General features: G+C 41.6%; 21 protein-coding genes. 9 read left to right on the top strand and 12 right to left on the bottom strand.

Features of this window, described 5'->3' with window-relative positions:
• Positions 1 to 77: 77 nt before the first annotated feature.
• Together ABTP35_RS04465 and ABTP35_RS04460 are read left to right on the top strand one after the other, a co-directional pair.
• A complete protein-coding gene (locus ABTP35_RS04465; protein ID WP_375334466.1) occupies positions 78 to 2,237 on the top strand; it encodes a S9 family peptidase in 2,160 nt (719 codons plus the stop codon).
• A gap of 22 nt (positions 2,238 to 2,259) precedes the next feature.
• On the top strand, positions 2,260 to 3,795 hold the full coding sequence (locus tag ABTP35_RS04460) for an oligopeptide:H+ symporter (RefSeq protein WP_293299018.1): 1,536 nt from the start codon (positions 2,260 to 2,262) through the stop codon (positions 3,793 to 3,795).
• Position 3,796: 1 nt separating this feature from the next.
• Here ABTP35_RS04460 and ABTP35_RS04455 read toward each other — a convergent pair whose 3' ends face one another.
• The 5 genes from ABTP35_RS04455 to surE all read right to left on the bottom strand — a co-directional run bounded on the left by ABTP35_RS04455 (position 3,797) and on the right by surE (position 8,653).
• Positions 3,797 to 5,815, bottom strand: coding sequence for a ComEC/Rec2 family competence protein (locus ABTP35_RS04455; RefSeq protein ID WP_293299021.1), 2,019 nt, complete (start codon positions 5,813 to 5,815; stop codon positions 3,797 to 3,799).
• Positions 5,816 to 6,361, bottom strand: coding sequence for a C40 family peptidase (locus ABTP35_RS04450; protein ID WP_293299024.1), 546 nt, complete (start codon positions 6,359 to 6,361; stop codon positions 5,816 to 5,818).
• A 33-nt stretch (positions 6,362 to 6,394) separates the two neighbouring features.
• The gene (lpxB, locus tag ABTP35_RS04445; protein ID WP_293299027.1) at positions 6,395 to 7,507 is read right to left on the bottom strand and encodes a lipid-A-disaccharide synthase; all 1,113 of its coding nucleotides are present in this window, start codon (positions 7,505 to 7,507) and stop codon (positions 6,395 to 6,397) included.
• Positions 7,508 to 7,596: 89 nt separating this feature from the next.
• Positions 7,597 to 7,884, bottom strand: a complete 288-nt coding sequence (locus ABTP35_RS04440; RefSeq protein WP_224836359.1) for a hypothetical protein — start codon at positions 7,882 to 7,884, stop codon at positions 7,597 to 7,599.
• A complete protein-coding gene (surE, locus tag ABTP35_RS04435; RefSeq protein WP_252080667.1) occupies positions 7,874 to 8,653 on the bottom strand; it encodes a 5'/3'-nucleotidase SurE in 780 nt (259 codons plus the stop codon). The genes ABTP35_RS04440 and surE overlap by 11 nt, the downstream gene beginning before the upstream one ends.
• A 200-nt stretch (positions 8,654 to 8,853) precedes the next feature.
• On the opposite strand from surE, the gene ABTP35_RS04430 reads away from it, so the two are divergent.
• A complete protein-coding gene (locus ABTP35_RS04430) occupies positions 8,854 to 11,025 on the top strand; it encodes a carboxy terminal-processing peptidase (RefSeq protein WP_224836361.1) in 2,172 nt (723 codons plus the stop codon).
• A gap of 95 nt (positions 11,026 to 11,120) precedes the next feature.
• Complete coding sequence (locus ABTP35_RS04425) at positions 11,121 to 11,921, top strand: DNA/RNA non-specific endonuclease (RefSeq protein ID WP_293299032.1); 801 nt, start codon at positions 11,121 to 11,123, stop codon at positions 11,919 to 11,921.
• Here the strand turns inward: ABTP35_RS04425 and rodA are convergent.
• From rodA to ABTP35_RS04390, 7 genes are all read right to left on the bottom strand, one after another.
• A complete protein-coding gene (gene rodA / locus ABTP35_RS04420; protein WP_224836363.1) occupies positions 11,918 to 13,201 on the bottom strand; it encodes a rod shape-determining protein RodA in 1,284 nt (427 codons plus the stop codon). The two genes, ABTP35_RS04425 and rodA, sit on opposite strands and share 4 nt — an antisense overlap.
• Complete coding sequence (locus ABTP35_RS04415; protein WP_293299035.1) at positions 13,191 to 15,059, bottom strand: penicillin-binding transpeptidase domain-containing protein; 1,869 nt, start codon at positions 15,057 to 15,059, stop codon at positions 13,191 to 13,193. Before ABTP35_RS04415 ends, rodA begins: the two co-directional genes overlap by 11 nt.
• Positions 15,060 to 15,113: 54 nt before the next feature.
• Positions 15,114 to 15,620 (bottom strand): rod shape-determining protein MreD, encoded by a 507-nt coding sequence (locus ABTP35_RS04410; protein ID WP_224836365.1) that lies wholly within the window; start codon positions 15,618 to 15,620, stop codon positions 15,114 to 15,116.
• Positions 15,617 to 16,432: a rod shape-determining protein MreC gene (gene mreC, locus ABTP35_RS04405; protein WP_293299038.1), complete on the bottom strand. Its 816-nt coding sequence runs from the start codon at positions 16,430 to 16,432 to the stop codon at positions 15,617 to 15,619. The genes ABTP35_RS04410 and mreC overlap by 4 nt, the downstream gene beginning before the upstream one ends.
• A 61-nt stretch (positions 16,433 to 16,493) precedes the next feature.
• The gene (locus ABTP35_RS04400; protein WP_224836367.1) at positions 16,494 to 17,522 is read right to left on the bottom strand and encodes a rod shape-determining protein; all 1,029 of its coding nucleotides are present in this window, start codon (positions 17,520 to 17,522) and stop codon (positions 16,494 to 16,496) included.
• Between the two features lie 56 nt (positions 17,523 to 17,578).
• On the bottom strand, positions 17,579 to 19,111 hold the full coding sequence (purH, locus tag ABTP35_RS04395) for a bifunctional phosphoribosylaminoimidazolecarboxamide formyltransferase/IMP cyclohydrolase (protein ID WP_293299043.1): 1,533 nt from the start codon (positions 19,109 to 19,111) through the stop codon (positions 17,579 to 17,581).
• A 91-nt stretch (positions 19,112 to 19,202) separates the two neighbouring features.
• The gene (locus tag ABTP35_RS04390; RefSeq protein WP_293299047.1) at positions 19,203 to 19,655 is read right to left on the bottom strand and encodes a GAF domain-containing protein; all 453 of its coding nucleotides are present in this window, start codon (positions 19,653 to 19,655) and stop codon (positions 19,203 to 19,205) included.
• Between the two features lie 133 nt (positions 19,656 to 19,788).
• On the opposite strand from ABTP35_RS04390, the gene ABTP35_RS04385 reads away from it, so the two are divergent.
• From ABTP35_RS04385 to ABTP35_RS04365, 5 genes are all read left to right on the top strand, one after another.
• Positions 19,789 to 20,061: a hypothetical protein gene (locus ABTP35_RS04385; protein WP_293299050.1), complete on the top strand. Its 273-nt coding sequence runs from the start codon at positions 19,789 to 19,791 to the stop codon at positions 20,059 to 20,061.
• Positions 20,062 to 20,267: 206 nt separating this feature from the next.
• Positions 20,268 to 24,008 (top strand): efflux RND transporter permease subunit, encoded by a 3,741-nt coding sequence (locus tag ABTP35_RS04380; RefSeq protein ID WP_293299052.1) that lies wholly within the window; start codon positions 20,268 to 20,270, stop codon positions 24,006 to 24,008.
• Positions 24,005 to 25,225, top strand: a complete 1,221-nt coding sequence (locus tag ABTP35_RS04375) for a TolC family protein (RefSeq protein ID WP_293293601.1) — start codon at positions 24,005 to 24,007, stop codon at positions 25,223 to 25,225. The genes ABTP35_RS04380 and ABTP35_RS04375 overlap by 4 nt, the downstream gene beginning before the upstream one ends.
• A 16-nt stretch (positions 25,226 to 25,241) precedes the next feature.
• Positions 25,242 to 25,577 (top strand): heavy metal-binding domain-containing protein, encoded by a 336-nt coding sequence (locus ABTP35_RS04370; protein WP_293293603.1) that lies wholly within the window; start codon positions 25,242 to 25,244, stop codon positions 25,575 to 25,577.
• Positions 25,578 to 25,600: 23 nt separating this feature from the next.
• Entirely contained in the window at positions 25,601 to 26,152 is a 552-nt protein-coding gene (locus tag ABTP35_RS04365) for an AraC family transcriptional regulator (RefSeq protein ID WP_293293605.1), read from the top strand.
• Positions 26,153 to 26,185: the final 33 nt, after the last annotated feature.

Genomic DNA, 26,185 nt, shown 5'->3' with positions numbered 1-26,185 from the left:
GCAAACGCAACAGCAAAGTTTATTTTTCCGATAAATATTAGTAAACTTGGGAGTTTTTAATCAATTTTTTTCACTTCATGAACAAAAAATATTTTCTATTCCTATTCCTTTTGGGCGCATTTACATTTTCTACTGCACAAAAGAAAAAAATAACCCTTGAAGAAATTTGGGGCGGGGAATTCAGGACAGAATACATGGATGTTTTGCGATCCATGAACAACGGTACTCAATATACCATATTAAACACAACCCGCTCTCCGCGCGCCAGTAGTTTGGATAAGTACGACTACAAGACATTGGAAAAAGTGGAAACCATAGTGGCATCATCCGATGCTGTTCCCTATTTTTCATCATATTCTTTCAGTGACGATGAATCACAAGTGCTTTTGGCCACAGAAGTGGAACCCATTTTTAGGCGTTCCCGGCTCGGAATTTACTATGTGTACGATATTGCCACCAAAAATCTGGTAAAGATTTCCGAGACCAAAATTCAAGAACCAACACTTTCGCCGGACGGTAGTAAAGTGGCCTATGTCCTGGACAATAATTTATATGTGATGGATTTGGCCGATCGGACTACTAATCAGGTTACTTCTGATGGAAGTAAAGGAACCATCATAAATGGGGTGACGGATTGGGTGTACGAAGAAGAATTTGCATTTGTCCGTGCTTTTGAGTGGAACAGCAACGGAACTAAAATCGCATTTTTAAGATTTGATGAAACCGAGGTTCCCCATTTTTCCATGGATGTTTACGGTAAGGACCTGTACCCCTCTCAGCATGAATTTAAATATCCAAAGGCAGGAGAGAAAAACTCTATCGTGTCATTGCACATGTACGATGTGGCTTCTGGGAAAATATCGAACGTTAATTTGAACGATCCATATTATATCCCAAGAATCAAATGGATGAACCACCCAGATCATTTGAGCGTTCAAACATTGAACAGGCATCAAAACGACCTAAAAATGTATGCCGTAAATGCAAAGGATAATTCATTCTCTGTTTTATTGGAGGAAACCGATGCTGCCTATGTGGACATTGATGATGACCTTACTTTTTTGGACGATGACAGTTTTATCTGGACAAGCGAAACCGATGGCTATAACCATTTGTACCTGTACGGAAGAAACGGAAAGTTGAAAAATCAGATTACGCAAGGTCCTTGGGAAGTAACAAGGTACTATGGCTACGATGAGGATAACGATCGTATTTTTTATCAGTCCGTGGAAAACGGCTCCATCAATAGGGGCGTTTACAGTATTTCGACCAATGGGAAGCGCAAAAAAGAATTATCCGTGGAAGAGGGAACAAATTCAGCAGCCTTCAGTAGCGATTATACCTATTATATAAATACATATTCCAGTGCAACAACTCCTTATAGGTTTACCTTGCACAATGTATCCAATGGGAAACTGGTTAAAGCAATCAAGGATAATTCAGCTTTGCAGAACAAATTGGAAGGCTATGAGATTTCACCTAAGGAATTTTCCACCATCAATATAAATGGGAACGATCTTAATATGTACATGATCAAACCGGCAGATTTCGATCCCAATAAAAAATATCCATTGTTCATGTTCCAATACAGTGGCCCAGGTTCGCAGCAAGTGGCCAACCAATGGATGGGCAGCAACGATTATTGGCACCAGCACTTGGCATCTCTAGGATATATCGTAGCCTGTGTAGATGGTAGGGGAACAGGTTTAAAAGGACGTGATTTTAAAAAGGTGACCCAAAAAGAATTGGGCAAATTCGAAGTTGAAGATCAAATTGCAGCGGCTCAAAAATTGAGCGAGCGGTCTTATATTGATGCGAACAGAACCGGTATTTGGGGCTGGAGCTATGGAGGATTTATGTCCACCAATGCCTTGCTGAAAGGTAACGACACCTTTGAAATGGCCATTGCTGTGGCGCCAGTAACCTCTTGGCGTTTTTACGATACCATTTATACAGAACGATACATGCAGACTCCCCAGGAAAACCCAACGGGGTATGACGATAACTCTCCTTTTAACTACCCTGAATTGTTGAAAGGCAAGTATTTGTTGGTTCACGGATCTGGAGACGATAACGTACATGTGCAGAACACTATGCGTATGATAGAGGCATTGGTACAGGCCAATAAACAATTCGATTGGGCTATTTACCCAGATAAGAACCATGGTATTTATGGAGGATATACCAGATTGCACCTATATACCAAAATGACCAATTTTGTTAAAGAAAATCTTTAAATAAAACCAATACCAAACCAATATGTCAGAAGTAGCTAAGCCAGTGAACGAGAAACAAGTTTTTGGGCATCCACAGGGATTGTTCTATCTCTTTTTTGCAGAGTTGTGGGAGCGTTTCAGTTTTTATGGAATGCGAGCCTTGCTTACACTCTACATGGTAGATGTAATTTTCGCCGCCTTAATGGAACGGGATTACGCTACCGCAGCAGTATATTCCTCCTATGGATCATTAGTGTACGCATCCACGGTAATTGGTGGCCGTATTTCCGATAGTATTCTTGGAATGCGCCGATCCATATTTCTTGGAGGCATTTTAATGTCCCTTGGGCATTTTGTGCTTGCCATAGAGAACGATGTCGCCTTTTTTATGGCCCTTTCCTTGATTATTGCAGGGAATGGCTTTTTTAAACCGAATATATCAACATTTGTAGGTTCCTTATATAAGGATGGAGACCCTAAGAAAGATTCGGGCTTCACCATTTTTTACATGGGGATCAATATAGGTGGATGGGTTGCGCCATTGCTTTGTGGATATTTGGCGGCCAAATATGGGTGGCACTATGGATTTGGATTGGCAGGAATAGGGATGCTTACCGGATTGATCGTTTTTTGGAGCGGAATCAAAAAAGGTGTTTTTGGCGATAAAGGACTCCCTCCAGAGAATGGAAATATAGAGAAAAAGGTTATGGGCCTAAAACAAGGCATAATGGTTCCAGTTTTGGCTTTTGCCTCGGTTCCCGTAATTGCTTATTTGTTGTCCTCTTACAAAGCATTGGGAGTAGAAGGTTCTTTTTTTGGAGACCAGAATATCGTAAATGTGATATTTAAATTAATTGGGTTCTCCATTTTGGTATACTTGGGCTACATTATGTACAAAGCCACATTGGAAGAGCGTAAAAAGCTATTTGTAGCCGTGCTGATAACCTTCTTTATGACCATCTTTTGGGGTTTTCATGAACTTTCCGGAAGTGTGATCACACTTTTTGCCGCTAGAAATGTGGATTTGGAGGGTATTATGACCGCTTCACAGACCAATTCCTTAAATTCCATGTGGATCATAATTTTGGCCATTCCGATTTCTTTAATGTGGCAATGGTTGTCCAAAAAGAAACTTAACCCAAGAACGCCCTATAAGTTTGGTATGGGACTTTTGTTCGCAGGGGTCAGTTTTTATGTATTGGCCATTAGTGGTGCCAGTGCAAACGACAACGGATTTGTCCCCTTTACCTATTTATTGCTAATGTATTTCTTGATTTCGGTAGGTGAATTGTTCATGTCGCCCGTTGGACTTTCAAAAATTACGGACCTTTCACCAAAAAGGATAGTGGCCTTTATGATGGGGGTTTGGTTCCTGTCGTCTGCATTTGCATTTCAGGTAGTAGGGTTTATCGGTAAACAAATGGCGATAGAGAGCACCGATTCCGATATTAGTGGTTTTAGTACACTAAGTGTTTATACCGATGGATTTATGCTCATAGCCCAATATGCAATTGGAGCGGGAATTCTGGTTATAGTGGCTTCACCATTGATCAAAAAGTTGATGGGCAACGTGCATTAATTTAATTGAGCTTAAACGTATAAAATCCCTTTTCCCCCGTGTGGTGAAAAGGGATTTCTTTTTGTGCACAAGTCGCTTTCCATTTTTTTATCAAGCTTGGGTAGTTGCTCCCGTCCACAAATATTTTTTTGGGTTGTACAGAGTCCAGAACCCGTTCCAGGTTAATTTTTGATGATTGAGTCAACAAAAGATACTCTGGCCTTGCTTTAATGGGCAGTACGGTGAGACTGTCCACCACGAACAATCTTTTAGAGCCAATTCGATAACTGTTCTTGAGCTGAACGGCACCCATTTTTTGAATCCGCTCTGCTATGGAATAATCCGTCGCTATATTTCCAATATTGAAAGTGTCCGAAGCGATAATAACGAGTGAATCTCCTAATTGATGCAGTAAGACCGTGTTTCTAGAGCGATGTGCCAAGGTTATTGTTTCCTTCTGATGTAACTCGACCTGTTTATAAATGCCCCATACTTGAAAAATGATAAGCCCACTGAAAAAAACAACCATGGTTTTCCATTTGGGTTTGGATAAAAACAACACAAGAGCAGTAATGATCAAGTATCCCCAAATGAGTTGAAAAGAATCGAAGGGAATGTTTTTGATAATAAAACTCTCTTGTTTTGCCACCCATCCGACGGTGGCATTCATCAAGCGGATGATCCAATCAAAACCTTGGGCCATAATATTGGGCAAGAAGTCTATCAAAGCTAAAAAGATGACTAGGATACCAAAGCCTAAAATCAAACCCAGAAAAGGGACAACAAGTAAGTTGGTAACAAAAAATAAGGCCGGAAACTGATGGAAATAAAACAAACTGATAGGCAAAACACCCAATTGGGCAGCAACACTTACCGATAATAATTGCCATATTTTGCGGACCAGGATATTTTCAGGGAACCAAAACTTTTGCAATTTTGGGTAGATCCAAACAATGGAGAAAACAGCGGCATAGCTCATTTGAAAGCCTACCTGAAATAAAAACAAGGGCTTGACCAAAAGAATGAACAACATGGATAGCGCAATAATGTTAAAGGAATTGGTAGGACGATTTAGATACATCGCATACGCTACAAAAGAAAACATGGAAACAGCCCTGACAATGGAAGGAGAGAGCCCTGCAACAAAAGCAAAGGACCATAGCAACAAAACTATAAGTAAAAGTTTTACGGTCTTACCTTTAGGTAAACGCTCCAAAGGCGAAAGCAAAAATTCCAATAAAAAGAGAAATATACCAACATGGAGCCCGGATACGGCCAAGATATGAACTGCTCCTGCGTTTTTGTAATTATCGTAGGTGTTCTCGGAAATGTCGTCCCGTTTTCCCAAAAGCAATGCTTGGATAACCCCCGATTCCTCTAGTCCAAAGTCGTATTTTTTTAATTTGGATATAATTTTTTCCCTTAAGTTGGCTGCTCTGCCGACCCAGGTTTTTGGAGCGTTCTCTTTTTTTATAATGGAGCTATAGTTGCTTTTGATGAAATGTACGATCCCTTGCTTTTCGAGATAGCTTTTGTAATCGAATTGATGGGGATTCAATGGAGGTCGGATTGCCTTTGGTTTGGCATGGATCAAAAACTCATCATCAACCTGCAACTGCTTAGTTAGGGAGTCTACAGATAAACCGAAAAGTATGGTGCCGGTTGTTTGTTCGTTGTCCGAAGCAATGATTTGGGTAATATAATTGTGGGAAAAGATATTGGGTTTGAGCACTTCCCTTACTTTTAGGTGCCATACTTTTTCCTTCGTAGCGTCCTTTTTGGAGTAATGTTGGGACATGCCCTTGCCCATTGAAATTCCAACGACCCAAATTCCTAAACAAAAAGAGGTTAAAAATGTAAGCGCCTCAAAAAACGGGAGTCCATTGCGTTTTTGCTTTGCTCTTGCCCAGAAAAGGGCAATGGGCAATAGGGATAGCGCAATGAGCAATAAAAAGGAGTTTACATCAATATAAAAACCAAAAACAATACCCAGTACAACCCACAATGTGAGTTTTACGGATATAAAGTTAAGTTGTTGCACTTATAGGATGCGCATGGCCTTTACAAAGGCACTGTTCCAGTATCCCTCCCGTAACGAGGATACCAGCACGCCGCGTGAGGTTGTGGCGTGGATAAACTTAATGTCGTTGCCCTTTACATCTACCACAAGCCCAACATGGTTGATGCGCTTGCCCGTTTTACTTGTTTTAAAAAAGAGCAGATCTCCTTTTTCCACACGGGCAATTTGTATTTTTTTTCCTTCCAGGGCCATTTGATACGATGTTCTGGGAAACATAATGTCGTTTTCCTTTAAGGAAACATAGACCAAGCCAGAGCAGTCCATGCCCTTTTTGGTGGTGCCCCCGTATTTGTAACGAGTGCCCGAATATGTTAGCGCCGTGGAAATAATTCTGTTTGCCTTTGCATTTTTACGCCCCTCCTTTTTGGATTTTGGTTTAGGGGAAGTGTCGGTGTTGGACCCCTCTACCGTAACGGTTCGGGTCTTGCTGTAGGTTCTTCGTTTTTTGCCCGGGCCACAAGCCGTTATGGCAAAAAACAATAGTAAGATTATGGTTTTACGTAACATCCAAGAGTAGATTTACTTTCTTGGAATATAAAACTACACATTTTTCACAATTAATTGTGCAGCCAATTTACTGGCACCTTTACCGCCCAACTTTTCTTTTAGCAGTTTATAATCGGATAATATACTGTCGCGATCAGGTCCATCCACAATTTTTGAAAGCTCTTTTTTTAAGTTTTTTGTGGTCAGTTCATTCTGAATCAGTTCTTTGACCACTTCCTTTTTCATAATTAGGTTTACCAAAGAAATGTAATCGAGGGTAATAATACGTTTGGCAATTTGATAGGAGATCCAGTTTCCTTTGTAGCATACCACTTGAGGTATCCCAAAAAGCGCAGTTTCCAATGTAGCCGTTCCGCTCGTGACCATGGCGGCATGTGAGTGCTTTAAAAGCGTGTAGGTCTTGTTGGAAACGAACTGTACTTCGTCACCTTCTAAAAAAGGAGCGTAGAAATCGTTGGAAAGACTTGGTGCCCCCGCAATCACGAATTGATATTGATTAAAATCCTTTTTTACCGAAAGCATAACGTTCAACATTTTTTGGACCTCTTGTTTTCTGCTTCCCGGTAGCAAGGCGATTATCGGTTTTTTGGGATCTAATCCGTTTTCTTCTCTAAACGTTTGATTATCCTGTAACGGGGTGTTCTCAATGGCATCGATCAAAGGGTGGCCGACAAATTGTACGGGATATCCATGTTTTTTCTCGTAAAACTCCTTTTCAAAAGGAAGGATTACGTACATCTGGTCAATATCCCGCTTTATTTTTTTGATCCTACCTTCTCTAGAAGCCCAAATTTGAGGCGAAATATAGTAGTTGGTTTTATATCCTTCAGCTTTGGCCCATTTTGCTATTCGTAGGTTAAAGCCCGAGAAATCGATAAATATGATCACATCTGGATCAAAATTCTGAATATCCTCTTTACAATAGGCAATATTTTTAAAAATGGCAGGGATGTTTTTGATTACTTCCAAAAACCCCATAAAGGCCATGTCCTTGTAGTGTTTGGCCAATTCTCCACCCTCTTGTTGCATTAAATCACCTCCCCAACATCGAATCTGTGCCGAGGTATCTTCTTTTTTTAAGGCTTTTATTAAATTGGAACCGTGTAGATCCCCGGATGCTTCACCAGCTATGATATAATATTTCATTGGTAAGGATCAAATTCAAAAACTAAAGGCAAAAATCAAAAATTAATATCGATTAGTTTGGGTTGTATATAAAAGAGTTCTGTGTTTACCTAGCCCATAACTTTGTACATTAATATGATCAGGGCGGTAACCAGAGTGGCCAACATTACTCCTTTGGCCCGTTGGTCCCTCTTAATGCGCAAAAAGGCAAAAAAGGCAACAAGGTTTAAAACAGCGCCCAGTGCCAACAAACTGCCAATATGGCCTTGACTTATGGCGGCATTGATGGTTTCCCCAACACTTAAATCAGAAAATAACAGGATATAGAGCAGGGTGCCAAATGTGTTTGCAATGAGCCCGACTATAAATCCGATGATGATCTCTTTTTTATTGTTCATTTAAATTCCAGTTGTTTATTTGTGGTATGGCGTGGTGCGCTGTAAGGTCGAATTGTGTTGGCACTACGGAAATATAACCCTGTGCCAAGGCCCATTCGTCGGTGTCCTCACCCTTGTCCAGGAGCTCAAATTCGCCCGTAAGCCAATAATAATCCTTGCCCGATGGACTTGTTCTTTTATCAAATTCCTCTTTCCAATTACCTCGTGCTTGTCGGCAAATCCGAATGCCTTTAGGCGGATTTTCCGATTTTGGAATGTTCACGTTCAATACAGTTCCTTTTGGAATTCCATTGGTCAATGCCTCGGAAACAATATTTTTTACACAATCGAGCGCTGGTTCAAAATTAGCGTTCCAAGAATAGTCGCACAGGGAGAAACCAATGGCCGGAATACCTTCAATACCTGCCTCAATGGCAGCGCTCATTGTTCCTGAATAAATAACATTGATAGATGAATTGGATCCATGGTTGATTCCGCTCACACAAATATCGGGCTTACGGTCCAAAATTACCCGAAGCGCCAATTTTACACAGTCTGCTGGAGTCCCGCTGCAGCTGTACTCACTTGGAGCACCTTCTTTATGATCAACTACCACCTTTTTGGAAAACAGGGTGCTGTCCACGGTAATCGCATGCCCCATGCCGCTTTGAGGGCTGTCCGGGGCAACAACGACCACGTCACCAAGTTGTTTCATGGTGCGTATCAATGCCCTGAGCCCAGGCGCTGTAATTCCATCATCATTAGTTACAAGAATCAACGGTTTTTCCATATGGCATAATTAAAGGCATAAAAATACGTTTTTCATAAGGATATGAAGCTCTGGTCGTTTAACAAAAAATTAAATTCAGCAGAAAGGACTGGCACGGTTTTTTCTGTATCTTAGAGAATTCATACAAGTAGAACGAAGGAAGACATTGTGAAGATTTGGCAGTATGAGGTCAAATGGTTTCCCTCAAAAAAAACATATTTATGAAAAAGAACTTCATCTTAGCACTTTTGGTTATCCTTGTGGCAGTAGCCTCCTGTAGTTTTACCAATAAGTCTTTTGAAAATGATGATAAGGATAAATTTTTGTTGGAATTGATTTCCTATGTATTGGAAAAAGGACATTATGAGCCCAAGGACATCAACGATAATTTTAGTTCCAACGTTTTTGATGATTTTATCGACATCGTAGATCCTACCAAGAGATATTTTCTTCAGAGCGATTTGCGCGAATTTGAAAAATATCGGTTTATGATCGATGATGAGATCAGAAATACCGACATTACCTTTTTTAATGCCGTTTATCAACGGTTAATGGTTCGAATGGAAGAAGCCAAGGAAATTTACAACGAGGTGCTTTCCGAACCATTCGATTACACCATTGACGAAACCATAGAAATCGACTACGATAAACAAGAGTTTGCCTCGAGCAAGAAAGAACTCAAAGAACGTTGGAGAAAACAATTAAAGTACAACACCTTAAATATATTCGACAACAAAATAGACAACTTGATCAACGATGCCAACGATGTTGCCAGTACCGATGCAAAACCGGTGTTATCTTTCAACGACATACCAGGTACGGTGGACAAAGTAGCGGTTGAGGAAGAAGCGAGAGAAGTTACTAAGAATACTTTGGACGAGTTTTTTGATTTTGTGGATGATCTTGAGCGCAAGGACTGGTTTGTACAATATTTGAATACGATCGTAGAGGAATTTGACCCCCATACATTCTATTTTGCTCCAGAAGAAAAGGAGAAGTTCGATATAGGTATGTCCGGAAAGTTTGAAGGTATAGGGGCCAGGTTGCAGAAAAAACCCGAAGGAGCCAAAATTGTAGAGATTATTTCCGGTGGTCCGGTTTGGAGAGACCAGAGTTTAGAGGTGGGAGATCAGATCTTAAAGGTTGGTCAAAAAGGAGAAGAACCTATAGATATAGTTGGTATGCGACTGGACGATGCCATAAAATTGATCAAAGGCCCCAAAGGCACCATAGTTGAACTTACCGTAAGAAAAGTAGATGGAACTATTGAAACGGTGTCCATCACAAGAGATGTGGTAGAGTTGGAGGAGTCCTATGCAAAATCCGCCACAATTGATGCAGGCAACCAAAAGTACGGTCTAATCAATCTACCTAAATTTTATGTGGATTTCGATGACTATTCCGAACGAAATGCAGCTACCGATGTAGCCAAGGAATTGGAACGTTTAAAAGAAGCAGGTGCAGAAGGAATTATTTTGGATTTACGGGACAACGGGGGTGGATCCCTAAAAACCGTTGTAGAAATGGCAGGATTGTTCATTAAAGACGGTCCAATTGTGCAAGTACGTTCCTCTGGACAAAGAAAAGAAGTGCATGAGGATAAGGACGAGCGCATTCAATGGGATGGTCCTTTAGTAATTCTGGTTAACGAACTTTCCGCATCGGCGTCCGAAATATTGGCAGCGGCCATGCAGGACTACAAAAGGGCCGTGGTGATCGGCAGCAAACAAACTTTTGGTAAAGGAACTGTTCAAAACGTTATTCCTTTGGATCCAATTGTTAGAGGTAACGAACATGGTGATTTAGGTGCCATAAAATTGACCACCCAAAAATTCTATAGGATCAATGGAGGGTCTACCCAATTGGAAGGTGTAAAAAGTGACATTGTTGTTCCGGACAGATATAGCTATATCGATCTGGGCGAGCGCGATCAGCAAAATCCATTGGGCTGGGATAAAATCACACCTGCCGATTACAAGATATGGGACGGTTACATCGACTTGGACCAAGCAGTAAAGAACAGTAAAGAACGTATGGCCAAAAATGAGCAGATCAAGTTGATAGAAGAAAACGCCAAGTGGTTAAAAGAGCAACAGGATGAAAATTTAATCTCACTCAAATACGACGCTTACGTAGGGAAGGAACAAGAGGCCAAGAAACGCTCAGAACGTTTTAAAAGCTTAAAGGACTATGATTCAAAGCTGTCCTTTGGCTCTTTGCAATATGAGACAGAGTTGTTTACCCAAGACTCCGTATTACGTGAGAAAAGGGATAGATGGCACAAGGATTTGGCACGTGATATCTATGTTGAGGAAGCAGTCAATGTGCTGAAAGATCTTCATCAAAACAATATTAAAAAAGAAGAAACAAAATTGGCCAGCGTTAAAGGATAGGCCCGATCAGTTTCAAATTATTTAGAAGACCAACTCATTTGAGTTGGTTTTTTTATGCATTTTTGATGTCAAAATTTAAATCATAACTAACCTATATGAAGGATAGAACTATATATGCCATTTTGATATTGGCATGTGTCATAGGATTTTGGCTATTCGATAATTTTTATACCCCTGCAACATATTCCCCTCCCGATGAAACGCCAAAGATTACTTTGGAATCCGACTTATTGCCAAGTTCAACCACGGGCGAAGTGGTGCAGCATGCGTATTATGCCCTTTCTTATAGTGAACCTCATGAACAAGCGGAATGGGTAGCCTATACCTTAAAAAAAGAACACCTCACCTATGATGAGAGAAAGCGGCCATATTTTATAGAGGACCCCAAAGTAACATCCAAATCTGCGGATTGGCGAAACTATAAAGGTTCTGGTTACGATAGGGGGCATTTGTGTCCGGCAGGGGACAGGCGTTTTTCTGAACAGGCCTACAACGAAACTTTTTACACGAGCAATATTAGTCCGCAGGACAAGTATTTTAATGCGGGCATATGGAACCGATTAGAGCAGAAAGTACGCTATTGGTGTAAAAAATATGGCGATTTGATGGTGATTACGGGCGGTGTTCTCCAAAATGATCTTCCCCAAATTGGGGATGAGGATGTGGATGTGCCACGTACATTTTATAAAATCGTGGTCAGGTCCAATAAAGGAAAAATGGAACCGATCGCTTTTTTGATCCCAGCCAAAGAAACCAAAAAACCACTTCAACAATTTATAGTATCCATTGATGAGATTGAAGCAAAAACCGGAATCGATTTTTTTCATGGGCAATCAAAAGATTGGCAACAAAAAATGGAAGCTACAATAGGAGATGCAGGGCGATGGAAACTTTAAATCCCGTCCTTTAAACGGTTGGAATCAAGCTTTAGAAATATGAACAGTAGCATGGTAAAAAATATTAAACCAGAACCGCCATAGCTAAAAAAGGGCAATGGTACCCCAATGGTTGGCAAAAGCCCGATGACCATACCAATATTTATAAAGTAGTGAAACACCAAAATGGAAATCACCCCATAGCCATACATCCGGCTAAAATCACTTTTTTGTCGCTCCGCAATGTAGATCAAGCGTAAAAAAAATAGGGAGAACAACAAGATAACCGCTGTAGTGCCCAAAAAACCCCATTCTTCGCCAACCGAACTAAAAATGTAATCGGTATGTTGTTCGGGAACAAAGTCGCCCTTGGTTCGGGTGCCCTCCAAAAATCCTTTTCCGGTAAAACCACCAGATTCGATGGCTTTTTCCGACTGATAGGTATTGTAGCCAATGGTCTTTCGGATTTCGTCCAGTTTGTCCTCATCTTTTTCCAAGCTCAACCATAGGGCAAATCGATCCCTGTGGCGCTGTTCAAAAACATTTTCAAAAACAAAGTTTACCGAGAGGGAAAACAATATGGAAACCGCAATAACGCCCACCACGGGCAATATTGGAATTTTTACAGATGCCTTTTTAAAGGTGTAGATGAGCAAGGTAAGTATGATCAGGCCAATGGCGACCCAAACCGTACCGAACATTAATGTAGTGGCAAAAAGCACCACGGCAAAAATTAATATACCTAAATAGTAAATTGGGAAACCTTCCCTGAACAGGACAAAGAACAGTGAAAAATAGATTAGGGAACTACCGGGGTCTGGTTGCGGCAAGATTAAAATTGCGGGCAAAAGAATAATGATCAACGCATATATTTGATGCTTGCCCGTTCGTATATCGGTCTGTATATCGCTTAAAAATTTGGCAAGGGCCAACGATGTGCCCACTTTGGCCAACTCGGACGGTTGCAGATTAAAAAAACCAAGATCATACCAGGATGTGGCTCCAGCAATGGTTTTGCCAAATAAGAACAGTCCCAATAGCAGTACAATGCAGACGATGTAAAAAATTGAGGCAAACCGTTCAAAAAAATGTGACTCCACAAACAGTACGAATATGATGCCCAAGGCGGCAAGGCCAATAAAAAACAGTTGTTTGCCGTAAAGCGTGGAAAAATCAAAAATGGAGGTGTGCGATTCTCCGACCGATGTTGAATAAATATTGATCCATCCGATCAAGACCAAAAGAGCGTAAAGAATTACGGTAACCCAATCCAAACGTCCAAATAGACCCTTACCAGACATACTCGTTTATCTTGAAAGGTTCGCCACTATATGGCTTGGCATATTCGTGTTCCAACGTTTTTTCCAACATTCTCTTTTCCAGGTCTTTTCGTGTTATCTCGCCTTTAAGGTATTTTTCTATCAGCAGCGAAGCTATGTGACCTGCGTAGCGAGAGCCATAGTAACCATTTTCGATATATACGGCCAAGGCAATTTGAGGGTTCTCCACGGGGGCAAATGCAACAAAAACAGAGTGGTCCGTCAACTGCATTCTTTCTCCATCAACTCGTATAAAATTTTCTACGGTACCGGTTTTACCTGCTATTTCGATATCTGGAATTTTTACCCATCTTGCCGTTCCGTAATTGTAAACGTTTTTCATGCCTTCGATTACCGGCTCAAAATGTTTTCTATCTATGGTAGTGTACCGAGGTTCTGTAAATTTTGGGTCAATGGCCCCGTTGTTTCCAATGTTTTTAATAATGTGAGGAGTATAAAAATAACCGCGGTTGGCAATGGCGGCCGTCATGTTGGCCAACTGTAAGGGCGTTGCGGCAATTTCCCCTTGCCCAATAGAGTTGGATATAATGGTTGATGCCGCCCATCTGCCGTCTCCGTACCATTTGTCGTAATATTCCTTATCGGGTATTCGGCCAGGCGCACCAGTCGGTAGATCGGTGCCAAGAAAATTCCCTAGTCCAAAACTTTTCATGTGTTTTTCCCAAACATCCATGCCCTCGTCGGTAGTTTGGTATTTATCGAATATTTTACGGAAAACACCGGCAAAGTATGCATTACAGGATTGATAAATACCGGAGTTCATATCTCTTACCCCGCCACCACAATGGCATCCTCTTAAAGTATTGCCCACATAGAACCCATGATAACATCGAAATTTGGTATTGGCATCGACAACCCCTTCTTGCAATCCTACAAGGGCATTTAGGGTTTTAAATGGTGATCCTGGTGATGGTTGTGCCAATATGGAACGGTCCCAAGTTGGTTTGGATATGGTGTCGTAGTGCAGTTTGCTATAGTTTTTGGAACGCTTTCTGCCCACTAAAAGCGAGGGGTCGTAAGTGGGGCCGGAAATCATGGCCAAAATCTCGCCGGATTTAGGTTCAATGGCAACAATTCCCCCTCTTTTGCCGTGCATTAATTTTTCGCCATATTCTTGTAGGACCTTGTCCAATGTAATATGGATTTCTTTGCCCTGCTCTGGCAATGTGTCCAATTTACCTTCCTTATACGGGCCAATATCACGGTTAAAACGGTCCTTTTGAATATGTTTTACTCCTTTTCTACCTCGCAGTATTTCTTCGTACTGCTGTTCGATACCTGTTCTGCCCTTTAATTCACCGGCAACATAATAAGGATTGTTCTTTAGGTCCCATTCGTTAACTTCGCTAATGTAACCGAGTACGTTGGCCGCACTTTTGGTATTGTAATAGCGCAGTGATCTTTTTTGGATATAGAAACCTGTGTAGTGGCGCATTTTTTCTTGGAGCCTGGCATAATCCTCTTTGGATAATTGAGGTACCAAAACAGAGGGCAATCTGGGAGAATAGATTCTTGCTTTTTCCATTTTGGACATAAATTCGGCCTTCTCAATGCCCAAAAGGCCACAAAATTCCAAAGTATCCAACGGTTTAACCTCTCGAGGGATCACCATTACATCATAAGCCGGTTGGTTTCCTACCAATAGTTTACCGTGCCGATCGTAGATATAGCCTCTTTCGGGATAATCGTACACTTTTTTGATTGCCGGGTCATCCAAGATTTGATCGGGTGAAAACCGGAATAATTGCAAATAGGAAAGCCTACCGATAAAGGTGAATCCTATTAGGACAACAATGGATGATAACAATAACTTTTTCATGAACTGCCTAATGTTTTTTGGCTCTGTATATATGCAACGAAAAAAAAGTCGGTTTTATTCGGATCTTGGACTAAAAAGTGAACTGAACAGTATACAAAGTACTAAAGTTACAACACCTGTCACAAAAACGTTCTTCAAAATTAACAGGATATGGGCAATACTTAAAATTTCAAAGAAAAAGTATATCAAATGATGGATCAGTACCACTAAAGCCATAAAGGTGATGCGTTGGATCTTGGTCGTATTTTTAAAACTGAAATTTTGAAAATCGTAGTTTACACCAAAACAAAAGCGCATAACCGGCGGCCTTAAATAAGCTACGGTGGTAGAGGCCAAAGCATTAAGGGCAAGGGTGTCAGAAAAAATATCGATTGTTAGGCCCAACAAAAACGCAGTGAGCATAAACACGGCCCTGTTCACTTTAATAGGGTACCAATAAAAGAAGATAACGTACACCATGGGGTTGATAAAACCCAAGAAATTCAGATTGTTAAAAATGAGGACCTGTGTTAGGACCAACAATACAAATCTGAATATATTTATGATTACCGTATTGTTCATTCTATGGTTCTTGCCTCAAGTTCTTGAATCTCTTCTTTGTCCTTATTTTCGATCAGATAAACATTTTTGATGTTCGCCATGTCGCTGAAGAGTTCAACATCAATATTGTAAAAGCTCTTGGAATCGTTAAGGTCATATTTTTTTATGGTACCCACAGGAACGTTCTCTGGAAAAATACTCGACATACCTCCGGTTACAATAGTGTCCCCCACAACAAGAGGGACCAATCGAGGAATATCTACCAACTGCACCACGGTATAATCTTTGGCATCCCAGATCAGTGACCCAAAGTATTCTGTTCCCTTTATTTTTGCGTTGATGTTCGATTTTGTGTTCAATACACTTTGAACTGTTGCAAATTTATTGGAAACATTTTCTACAATGCCCAATATCCCATCGGTAGTGATGACACCCATGTCCTGGTGCACTCCATCCCGAGCACCCTTGTCGATCGTTACATAGTTTCTTGGAGAAATATAACTGTTCTTTATCAATTTGGCGCTGAGCACTTCGTGTTGTATTACGGTCGAATCCAAAGATGCTGTTATCGTGTCGCTGATCGAATTGAACAACAAATTGCGCAACCGTCTGTTTTCATCTACCAGCCTGGAATTTTCGTCCTTCAGATTAAAATAGGAGGAAACATCCGAACCAGCTCCATAAATGCTGCCGGTGACCCACTTGGATGAATTGAAAAACTTGGATTGATGGTACGAATGTGATCTAATGGTCATCACCAAAGAAATAAACGCAAAAAACGCATATAAAAATGCGTTTCGATAGCGTAGTACAAAATTGATGATGCGTTGCATGCAATCGTATGTTACTCAGGTTGTATACCTTTAAAATAATGGAACTGTTTTAAAAACAGGCCTATTTTATTAAAATACTTTTGTATCGTTCAATATTTTTGAGAGCAATTCCTGTTCCTCTTACCACGGCCCTTAAGGGATCTTCGGCAATGTATACCGGTAAATCTGTTTTTTGGGACAATCTTCTATCCAGTCCACGCAACATGGAACCGCCACCTGCAAGATAAATTCCGGTATTGTAAATATCGGCTGCCAGTTCTGGTGGGGTCTGGGACAAGGTTTCCATAACTGCATCCTCTACCCTAAGGATACTTTTGTCCAGCGCCTTGGCAATTTCCCGATAAGAAACGTGCACTTGTTTTGGTTTACCGGTCAATAGATCACGACCTTGAATGGATTTATCCTCTGGCGGCGACTTTAGGTCCTCTGTAGCGGAACCAATTTCAATTTTTATGGCCTCTGCCGTACTTTCACCAACATATAGGTTGTGCTGGGTACGCATGTAATAAATGATGTCGTTGGTAAACACATCTCCGGCGATTTTTACCGACTTGTCACAAACTATCCCTCCAAGGGCAATAACGGCAATCTCCGTAGTACCCCCGCCTATATCCACTATCATATTTCCTTTGGGCTGCATTATGTCCAGTCCAATACCTATGGCCGCAGCCATGGGCTCGTGGATCAAGTATACCTCTTTTCCGTTTACACGTTCTGCGGATTCACGTACTGCACGCATTTCCACTTCTGTAATCCCGGAAGGTATACAGATAACCATTCGAAGAGCCGGTGGAAACCATTTTTTCTTAAGGGCCGGAATGCTTTTGATCATCATGTTCATCATCTTCTCCGAAGCGTCGAAGTCGGCAATTACCCCGTCTTTCAATGGCCGAATGGTCTTGATGTTCTCATGGGTCTTTCCCTGCATCATATTGGCTTCGCGACCAACCGCGATTATTTTTCCTGATACGCGGTCCCTAGCTACAATGGAAGGACTATCGACCACCACTTTGTCCATATGGATGATCAGGGTGTTTGCAGTACCAAGGTCAATAGCTATTTCCTCGGTCATGAAATCAAAGAATCCCATAGAAATTGTCTGTTTTTCGGATTAACGGTAAAAAATTATCGGCTAAAGTACTAAAATTAATGTTTAAAATGCCTAGTACCAGTCATCACCATCGCTAATCCGTTTTCATTGCAGTAATCAATGCTCAATTGATCCTTTATGGAGCCGCCAGGTTGAATCACACTTTTAATGCCTGCTTTGTCCGCAATCTCTACACAGTCCGGGAAAGGAAAAAATGCATCGCTGGCCATTACGGCACCATCTAGATCAAAATCAAAGGACTTTGCTTTGTGTATCGCTTGGTTCAGAGCATCGACTCTTGAGGTTTGGCCCGTACCGCTGGCACATAATTGCCTGTTCTTGGCCAAAACTATGGTATTGCTCTTGGTGTGTTTGCATAATTTGGAAGCAAAGATCAAATCCTCTATTTCTTCGGAAGTGGGTTTTTTGTCGGTAACAGGATTTAAATCTTCTTTAGTATCGGTTTTGGAATCTTTATCCTGGACCAAAACGCCGTTCAAACAGGTTCTTACCAAAGTTTCAGGCAATTCAATCTCGTTTTGGATCAAAATGATTCGATTTTTCTTGCCTTTCAAGATTTCCAAGGCCTCATTGGAATAGCTTGGGGCAATAACCACTTCGCAGAATAGCTTGTGGATTTCTTCTGCCGTTGCTGAGTCTATCTCCACATTGGAGATTAAAATTCCGCCAAAAGCAGAAACAGGATCACCGGCCAACGCATCCACATAGGCTTGCTTGATAGTGCTTCTAGTTGCCAATCCACAGGCATTATTATGTTTAAGAATGGCAAAGGTAGGGTCGTCATTTTTAAATTCGCCCATTAGGTTTACTGCAGCATCAACATCCAAAAGGTTATTGTAGGATAACTCCTTACCGTGCAATTTGGTGAACATGGCATCAAAATCGCCAAAGAAGAACCCTTTTTGGTGAGGATTTTCTCCGTAGCGCAAAACTTGGCCCTTGGTCTCACTGATTTTCAACACAGCTTCCTCATGGTTTTGGTTGAAGTAATTGAAGATAGCAGTATCGTAATGTGAGGAAATATTAAAGGCCTTAGTCGCGAAACGTTTGCGGTCTTCCAAGGTCGTGGTACCATTTCCTTCGGTAATCACATTCAAAAAGTCCCCATAATCCTCCATAGAGGATACACAAAGTACATCCTTGAAATTTTTAGCAGCAGCTCTGATCAGGGAGATACCACCAATATCAATTTTCTCAATAATATCTTGCTCCGAAGCACCGCTTGCAACAGTTTTTTCAAAAGGGTATAAATCAACGATAACAATGTCCAATTGGGGAATTTCGAATTCCTCCATTTGGGCAACGTCACTTTCATTGTCCTGTCTGTTCAAAATACCTCCAAAAACCTTGGGGTGCAATGTTTTTACTCGACCGCCCAAAATGGATGGGTAGCTGGTCACATCTTCAACAGGTACCACATCGATACCAAGGTCACGGATAAATTTTTCGGTTCCCCCTGTGGAATAAAGGGTTACACCAAGTTCATCCAATTTTTTAACTATAGGTTCCAATCCGTCCTTATGAAAAACGGAAATCAATGCAGCGGAGGCTTTTTTGGCAGTACTCATTTGTATCTTAAAAATCAATTTCTTAAGCGTACAAAAGTACTTGATTTAGACCTAAAAAGCAGAAGGGTTTATCAACAAAATTCGTTAAGTTTTACAGAATTTTTGCCACCTCTGCATTGATGAATTCCAAAAAGCGCTCATCTTCGGAGGTAAATGGGTCCGGAGTGTTGGAATCAATGTCGATTTGCCCCACATTTTCCCCATTCACAAATAAAGGAACCACAATCTCCGCTTTTACCGTTATACTACAGGCAATGTAGTTATCTTGAGCGGCCACATCAGGTACCACAAAGTTCTCATTGCTTACGGCTACCTGTCCACAAATGCCCTTTCCAAAAGGTATAATAGTATGATCGGTTGGCATTCCAGCGTAGGGTCCCAGTTTCAATTCCTCCTTATCACCATTTTTAAAATAGAACCCTACCCAATCGTAATGATTTACGTTATTACGCAAAAGTTCGCAGATTTCTCCCAAACGGGTGTCCACAGTTTTGGTCCCGTCCTTTATGATTTCAAGTGCCTTGGGTTCCAATGATTTTAGCATGAGATTATTTTTTTTGCAAATGTATTGAATCGTGGATTTGTACGACAAATTTAAGAGAGCTTACATGTTGAAAACAGATAAAGTTCTGTTAAGCAAAACAATAAATGTTAATAATTTGTAGTTTTGTAATCGAATGAAACAGTTTTTTCATCAAATAGTATCCTCATTGATGGCCCTATTGGTCTTGGCCTCCACAGTTTCGTGGACGGTGGACAAGCATATTTGTATGGGGCGAGTGATGGATATTTCCCTTTTTTCGCATGCGGATGATTGCGGAATGGATATGGACATGGAGAAATCCTGTTGTGATGATGAATCTTTTACCGTTCAAGGTCAGGATGACCTAAAAATCTCTTTTGAGAACTTCGATTTGGACCAACAGGTCTTCTTGGTAAGTTTTGTCTAAACCTATTTTCATCTTTTCGAAATTGATCCTGAAGGACCTAGTACTTTTTGTGAGTACAACCCACCACCATTGATACGGGACGTACAGGTTCTTGACCAGACTTTCCTTATTTGATTTAAACCGATTGAATGTACCCGACCAAACTGGTTGGGCAAATGCGTTTATGCGTGTTTTTTGTGTCGATCTAATGTTTAAATCAAATCCTTATGCTGAACAAAAGCATCAAATTTTTAATAGAGAACAAATTGGTAGCCGTGTTGCTCCTGCTGTTATTTATGGCTTGGGGTATCGTAAGCACTCCCTTTAACTGGGATACCGGGGGCATTTTACCGACCAATCCCGTGGCTGTGGATGCCATTCCCGATATTGGCGAGAACCAACAGATTGTTTTTACCAAATGGCCGGGTCGCTCTCCTCAGGATATCGAGGATCAGATTACGTATCCGTTGACCACTTCCTTGTTGGGAATTCCAGGGGTCAAGACCATCCGTAGTTCTTCCATGTTCGGATTTTCGAGCATCTACATCATTTTTGAAGAAGATGTAGAATTTTATTGGAGCCGTAGCCGTATTTTGGAAAAGCTCAATTCACTTCCCAATAACGTATTGCCTGATGGTGTAAATCCTGCCTTGGGACCAGATGCCACTGCCTTGGGCCAGATTTTCTGGTATACTTTGGAAGGTCGTGATAAAGATGGCAATGTCACCGGTGGATGGGATTTGCAAGAACTCCGAAGCGTACAGGATTACTATATAAAATATGCTCTTTCTTCTGCATCAGGGGTATCTGAAGTGGCCTCTATTGGGGGATTTGTACAGGAATACCAAGTAGATGTAGATCCCGAACTGATGAAGCAGTACAATGTTGGTTTGGATCAGGTGGTCAAAGCTGTGAAGCAAAGCAACAGGGACATTGGTGCTCAAACCTTGGAAATCAATAAAGCGGAATATTTGGTGCGTGGGTTGGGTTACATCAAATCTTTGGACGACATAAAAAATGCAGTTGTTACCGCAACAGACTATACTTCCATTCGTGTTCAGGATGTAGCCCGAGTTTCTTTGGGGCCAGCTGTTCGCCGAGGAATCCTCGACAAGGAAGGTGCCGAGGTGGTTGGCGGTGTGGTTGTGGCCCGTTATGGTGCCAATCCGTTGGAGGTCATTAATAATGTGAAAGAACAAATTAAGGAACTGAGTGCAGGTCTGCCATCCAAAGTATTAAAGGATGGAACCACCTCACGGTTGACCATAGTTCCTTTTTATGATAGAACGGAACTCATCCAAGAAACATTGGGAACCTTAAATGAAGCACTCACCCTAGAAATTCTGATTACCATTTTGGTGATTGTGGTCATGGTGTTCAATCTTAGGGCCTCTATTCTGATTTCCGGTCTGTTGCCCGTAGCCGTATTGATGGTATTCATCTCCATGAAGCTATTTGGCGTAGATGCCAATATTGTGGCACTTTCAGGTATTGCCATTGCCATAGGGACCATGGTGGATGTTGGGGTGATTCTCTCCGAGAATATTATCCGGCACATGGATGAGAACGACAACGATCTATCTACAAACCAAGTAGTGTACAACGCCACTTCCGAGGTCTCCGGTGCCATTTTAACGGCGGTACTTACGACCATCATTAGTTTTATCCCCGTGTTTACTATGGTGGGAGCCGAAGGAAAATTGTTTCGTCCGTTGGCCTTTACGAAAACCATGGCTTTGACAGCATCCATAATCGTTGCCCTGTTTTTGATTCCACCTTTTGCCGCCATGATTTTTAGAAAGAAAAGCGCCAATCAACTCTTCAAATACATCTGGAACGGAGTGTTGGTGGCCTTGGGAGTGGCAGCCATTGCCTTTGGTTATTGGGTAGGCTTGGCTTTAATGGCATTTGGGATTGTAGGCATCCTCGAATTGAAAGCGATCGTTGATGAAAAACAAGGAGGAATGCTCAATGTGGGTATTTGTGTTGCAACGATTATTTTCTTGTTGGCCGCATATTGGAGACCGTTGGGCTTTGATCGCAGTATTGGCATTAACTTGCTCTTTGTGGGATTGATCTGTGGTTTGTTGCTCGGGGTATTTTACCTATTTAGGCAATATTACAGTCGAATTTTAACATGGGCCTTGGAGCACAAACTATTGTTCCTTTCAATTCCTACCACAATTGTGGTATGCGGATTTTTGATCATGCGAAATACGGGAGAAGAATTTATGCCTTCCTTAAATGAAGGATCTTTCCTTTTGATGCCCACTTCGTTGCCCCATGCCGGAGTGGAAGAAAACAAGAGGGTGTTGCAGCAATTGGATATGGCCGTGGCTACCATTCCAGAAATTCAAACTGTGGTGGGAAAAGCCGGAAGAACAGAATCCGCTTTGGACCCCGCGCCGCTTTCCATGTACGAGAACATTATTCAATACAGGTCGGAGTATCAAAAAAATGAGGCGGGCAGTCCACAGCGTTTCAAGGTCAATTCCGATGGCTATTTTGAATTGAGCAATGGAAAAGTACTCGCCAATCCAAATTTGGAGGTAAGCAATGAGCAGAATTATGCCGAGAACCATGTGAGTGAACCCTTGCGAATCAATAGGGACCTTTTGATTCCAGATGATGATGGTGAATATTTTCGAAATTGGCGTCCCGATATTAAGAAACCGGACGATATCTGGAACCAAATTGTAAAAGTGACCAAGTTGCCCGGGGTTACCTCGGCACCCAAGTTGCAGCCCATCGAAACACGGTTGGTCATGCTTCAAACCGGGATGAGGGCTCCCATGGGCATTAAAGTAAAAGGTCAGGATTTAAAAGAGATTGAAAGCTTCGGACTTCAATTGGAACCTATTCTAAAAGAAGCTACAGGGGTTAAGGATGAAGCGGTTTTTGCTGACCGAATCGTGGGTAAACCCTATCTGCTCATTGATATTGATCGTGAAAAACTGGTCCGTTACGGTTTGGTTATCGAAGATGTCCAACAAATTTTGGAGGTAGCGCTCGGCGGGATGAGCTTGACCCAAACCGTGGAAGGGAGGGAACGTTACGGAGTTCGTGTACGCTACCCAAGGGAGCTTCGTGAAAACCCTACCGATATTGAGAACATTTATGTTCCTGTGCAAAAAGGAAGTCCTGTTCCCTTGAGTGAGTTGGTCACCATCCGCTACGAAAAAGGCCCTCAAGCCATTAAAAGTGAGGATACCTTTTTGGTGGGTTACGTGCTGTTTGATAAACTCGATGGTTATGCTGAGGTGGACGTGGTGGAAAACGCACAAGCCAAGATTCTTGAAAAGATAGAAAGCGGGGATTTGGTAGTGCCCAAGGGCATTAGCTATCAGTTCACCGGGACCTATGAAAACCAGTTACGGGCCGAAAAAACCTTGTCCGTAGTGGTTCCATTGGCCCTTTTGATTATTTTCTTGATTTTGTATTTCCAGTTTAGGTCAGTGGCCACATCCTTGATGGTCTTTTCGGGGATAATGGTGGCTTTTGCCGGTGGCTTTTTAATGATTTGGTTCTACGGTCAGGATTGGTTCCTCAACTTTAGTTTTATGGGAGAAAACCTGAGGGACCTTTTCCAAATGCATACCATCAACTTGAGTGTGGCCGTTTGGGTCGGATTTATCGCCCTTTTCGGTATTGCTACGGATGATGGGGTGGTGATGGCCACGTATCTCACCCAGACTTTTGATAAGAACAAACCAGAAAGCCTGAAGGGAATTCGTGCTTCGGTATTGGAAGCAGGTGAAAAACGAATCAGACCCTGTTTGATGACCACAGCGACTACTATTTTGGCGCTGTTACCTGTGTTGACCAGTACCGGAAGGGGAAGCGACATTATGATACCTATGGCCATTCCCAGTTTTGGAGGTATGCTGATTGCACTGATCACGTTGTTTGTGGTGCCAGTGCTGTTCAGCTGGAAAAGGGAATGGCAACTTAAAATGCAAAACCGATGAGAAAAACAGTCATTTATATAGTTTTTGCTTTAGTAACAATCAGCTTAAAAGGGCAGTCCTTGGAGGGTTATCTTCAAGAAGCAGAATTGAACAGCCCCATGATTCAGGCTTTGGAATTACGCTACAACATTGCCAAGGAAAAGGTGAATGAAGTCAACACCTTGCCCAACACAACCTTTGGTGCCGGGTATTTTGTTAGCGAACCAGAAACGAGGACAGGCGCACAGCGAGCCAGATTTTCAGTTTCCCAGATGCTTCCCTGGTTCGGGACCATTACCACCCGTGAAAATTATGCCAGTTCCATGGCGGACACTGAATTTGCGGAAATTGTGATAGCCAAACGAAAGTTGGCCCTTTCCGTAGCGCAATCGTATTACAAGCTTTATGGAATTCAAGCCAAACAAAAGGTGCTTCAGGAAAACATTCAATTGCTCAAAACCTACGAAACGTTGGCCCTGACCTCTGTGGAAGTGGGAAAAGCTTCGGCTGTGGATGTTTTAAAACTTCAAATTCGACAAAACGAATTGCAGCAACAGAAAGAAGTGTTGGAACAATCGTATTTAGCGGAACAGGCCGTTTTCAATAATCTGTTGAACCGTGATGAAAGCATTGCCGTAGAAGTAGTAGATGAAAGGGATATTCCGCAGGATGACCCTATCCTCGACAAGCAGGACTTGAGCTTAAATCCAGAATTGTTGAAATATGACCAATTGTACGAATCAGTTGCACAATCCGAATTGCTCAATCAAAAGGAAAATGCCCCTAGTTTTGGAATCGGACTGGATTACATTCCCGTTTCGGAAAGGGAGAACATGGTTTTTAGCGATAACGGAAAGGATATTGTGATGCCGATGGTCACTTTCTCCATTCCCATTTTCAACAACAAATTCAGGTCCATTTCCAAGCAGAACGAGCTGCGTCAAAAGGAAATTGAATTGCAGAAAGAGGAGCGGTTGAATGTTTTGGAAAATGCTTATGCCAATGCCATTTCGCAAAGGAACCAAGCGAGAATAGCGCATCAAACCCAAACAAAGAATTTAAAACAGGCCAAGGATGCCGAAGAAATCCTGATCAAAAATTATGAAACGGGAGCCATCGATTTTAACGATGTACTGGACATACAGGAGTTACAGTTAAAGTTTCAGACGAATCAAATACAATCAGTGCAGACGTATTACCTGCAATCTGCCATCATCAATTATTTAATTAACAAGTAAATTTAATTTATCAAAAATGAGAACAAACATTAGAACAATTATCGGAATCGCATTTGCTTCAGTATTGGTACTTGCCGTATCGTGCAAGGGAAAAACCGAGGAAGCAAAGGAAACATCGACCGAAGCGACCATGGAACACGAAGGCCATGACATGGAAAACATGGATCATGAAGGTCATGATATGGAAGGGATGGAAACTGCCAAAATGGAAGGCAAAGAGTATACCTCTAAATATGTTTGCCCAATGCATTGCGAGGGTAGTGGAAGTGACGAAGAGGGTAAATGCCCAGTTTGCGGGATGACCAATGTGTTGAACGAGGAGCACATGGCAGACGGACATACCCACAATTAATCAAAATTAGAATTGTACCAGCCATGCGCATCAAAGTAAAAAATATGGTTTGCGACAGATGTAAAGGTGTTTTGAGACAAGAGTTTCGGAATGCGGGCATTAAGGTGGTACATATGGACTTGGGAGAAGTCCAATTTTCTGATGGGGCCCAAGAACAAATGAAGCGTATTCGGGAGATTTTGGTCAAAAATGGATTTGAATTGATCGAGGATGTAAATGACAGTTATGTAGCTGAAATTAAAAAACACTTAATCAATGCTGTGAATCATGATTTGCACCAGAATCTCTCGATATACCTATCAGGAAAAATGAACAAAGATTATTCGGCACTCAGTAAGATGTTCAGTGCTAAAGAAGGCCTTACCATTGAAAAGTATTTCATCCTTTTAAAAATTGAAAGAGTAAAGGAAGAAATCCAGATGGAGAATAAAACATTTTCAGAAATCGCTTACGATTTGAATTATAAAAGTAGTAGTCATTTGGCAAAGCAATTTAAATCGAAAACGGGAATGTCCATGAGCGAATATCGAAAAGTACAAGATTGGAATCGGAAGTCTTTGGATGAAATTGTATAAAAGACATCCAGAATTGTAAAAGGCTTTCAACTG

It is taken from the genome of Flagellimonas alginilytica (assembly GCF_042134605.1).
Taxonomy (GTDB): Bacteria; Bacteroidota; Bacteroidia; order Flavobacteriales; family Flavobacteriaceae; genus Flagellimonas; species Flagellimonas alginolytica.
The sequence above is the reverse complement of the archived record's forward strand: the minus strand, read 5'-3'. Positions and strand labels throughout refer to the sequence as shown.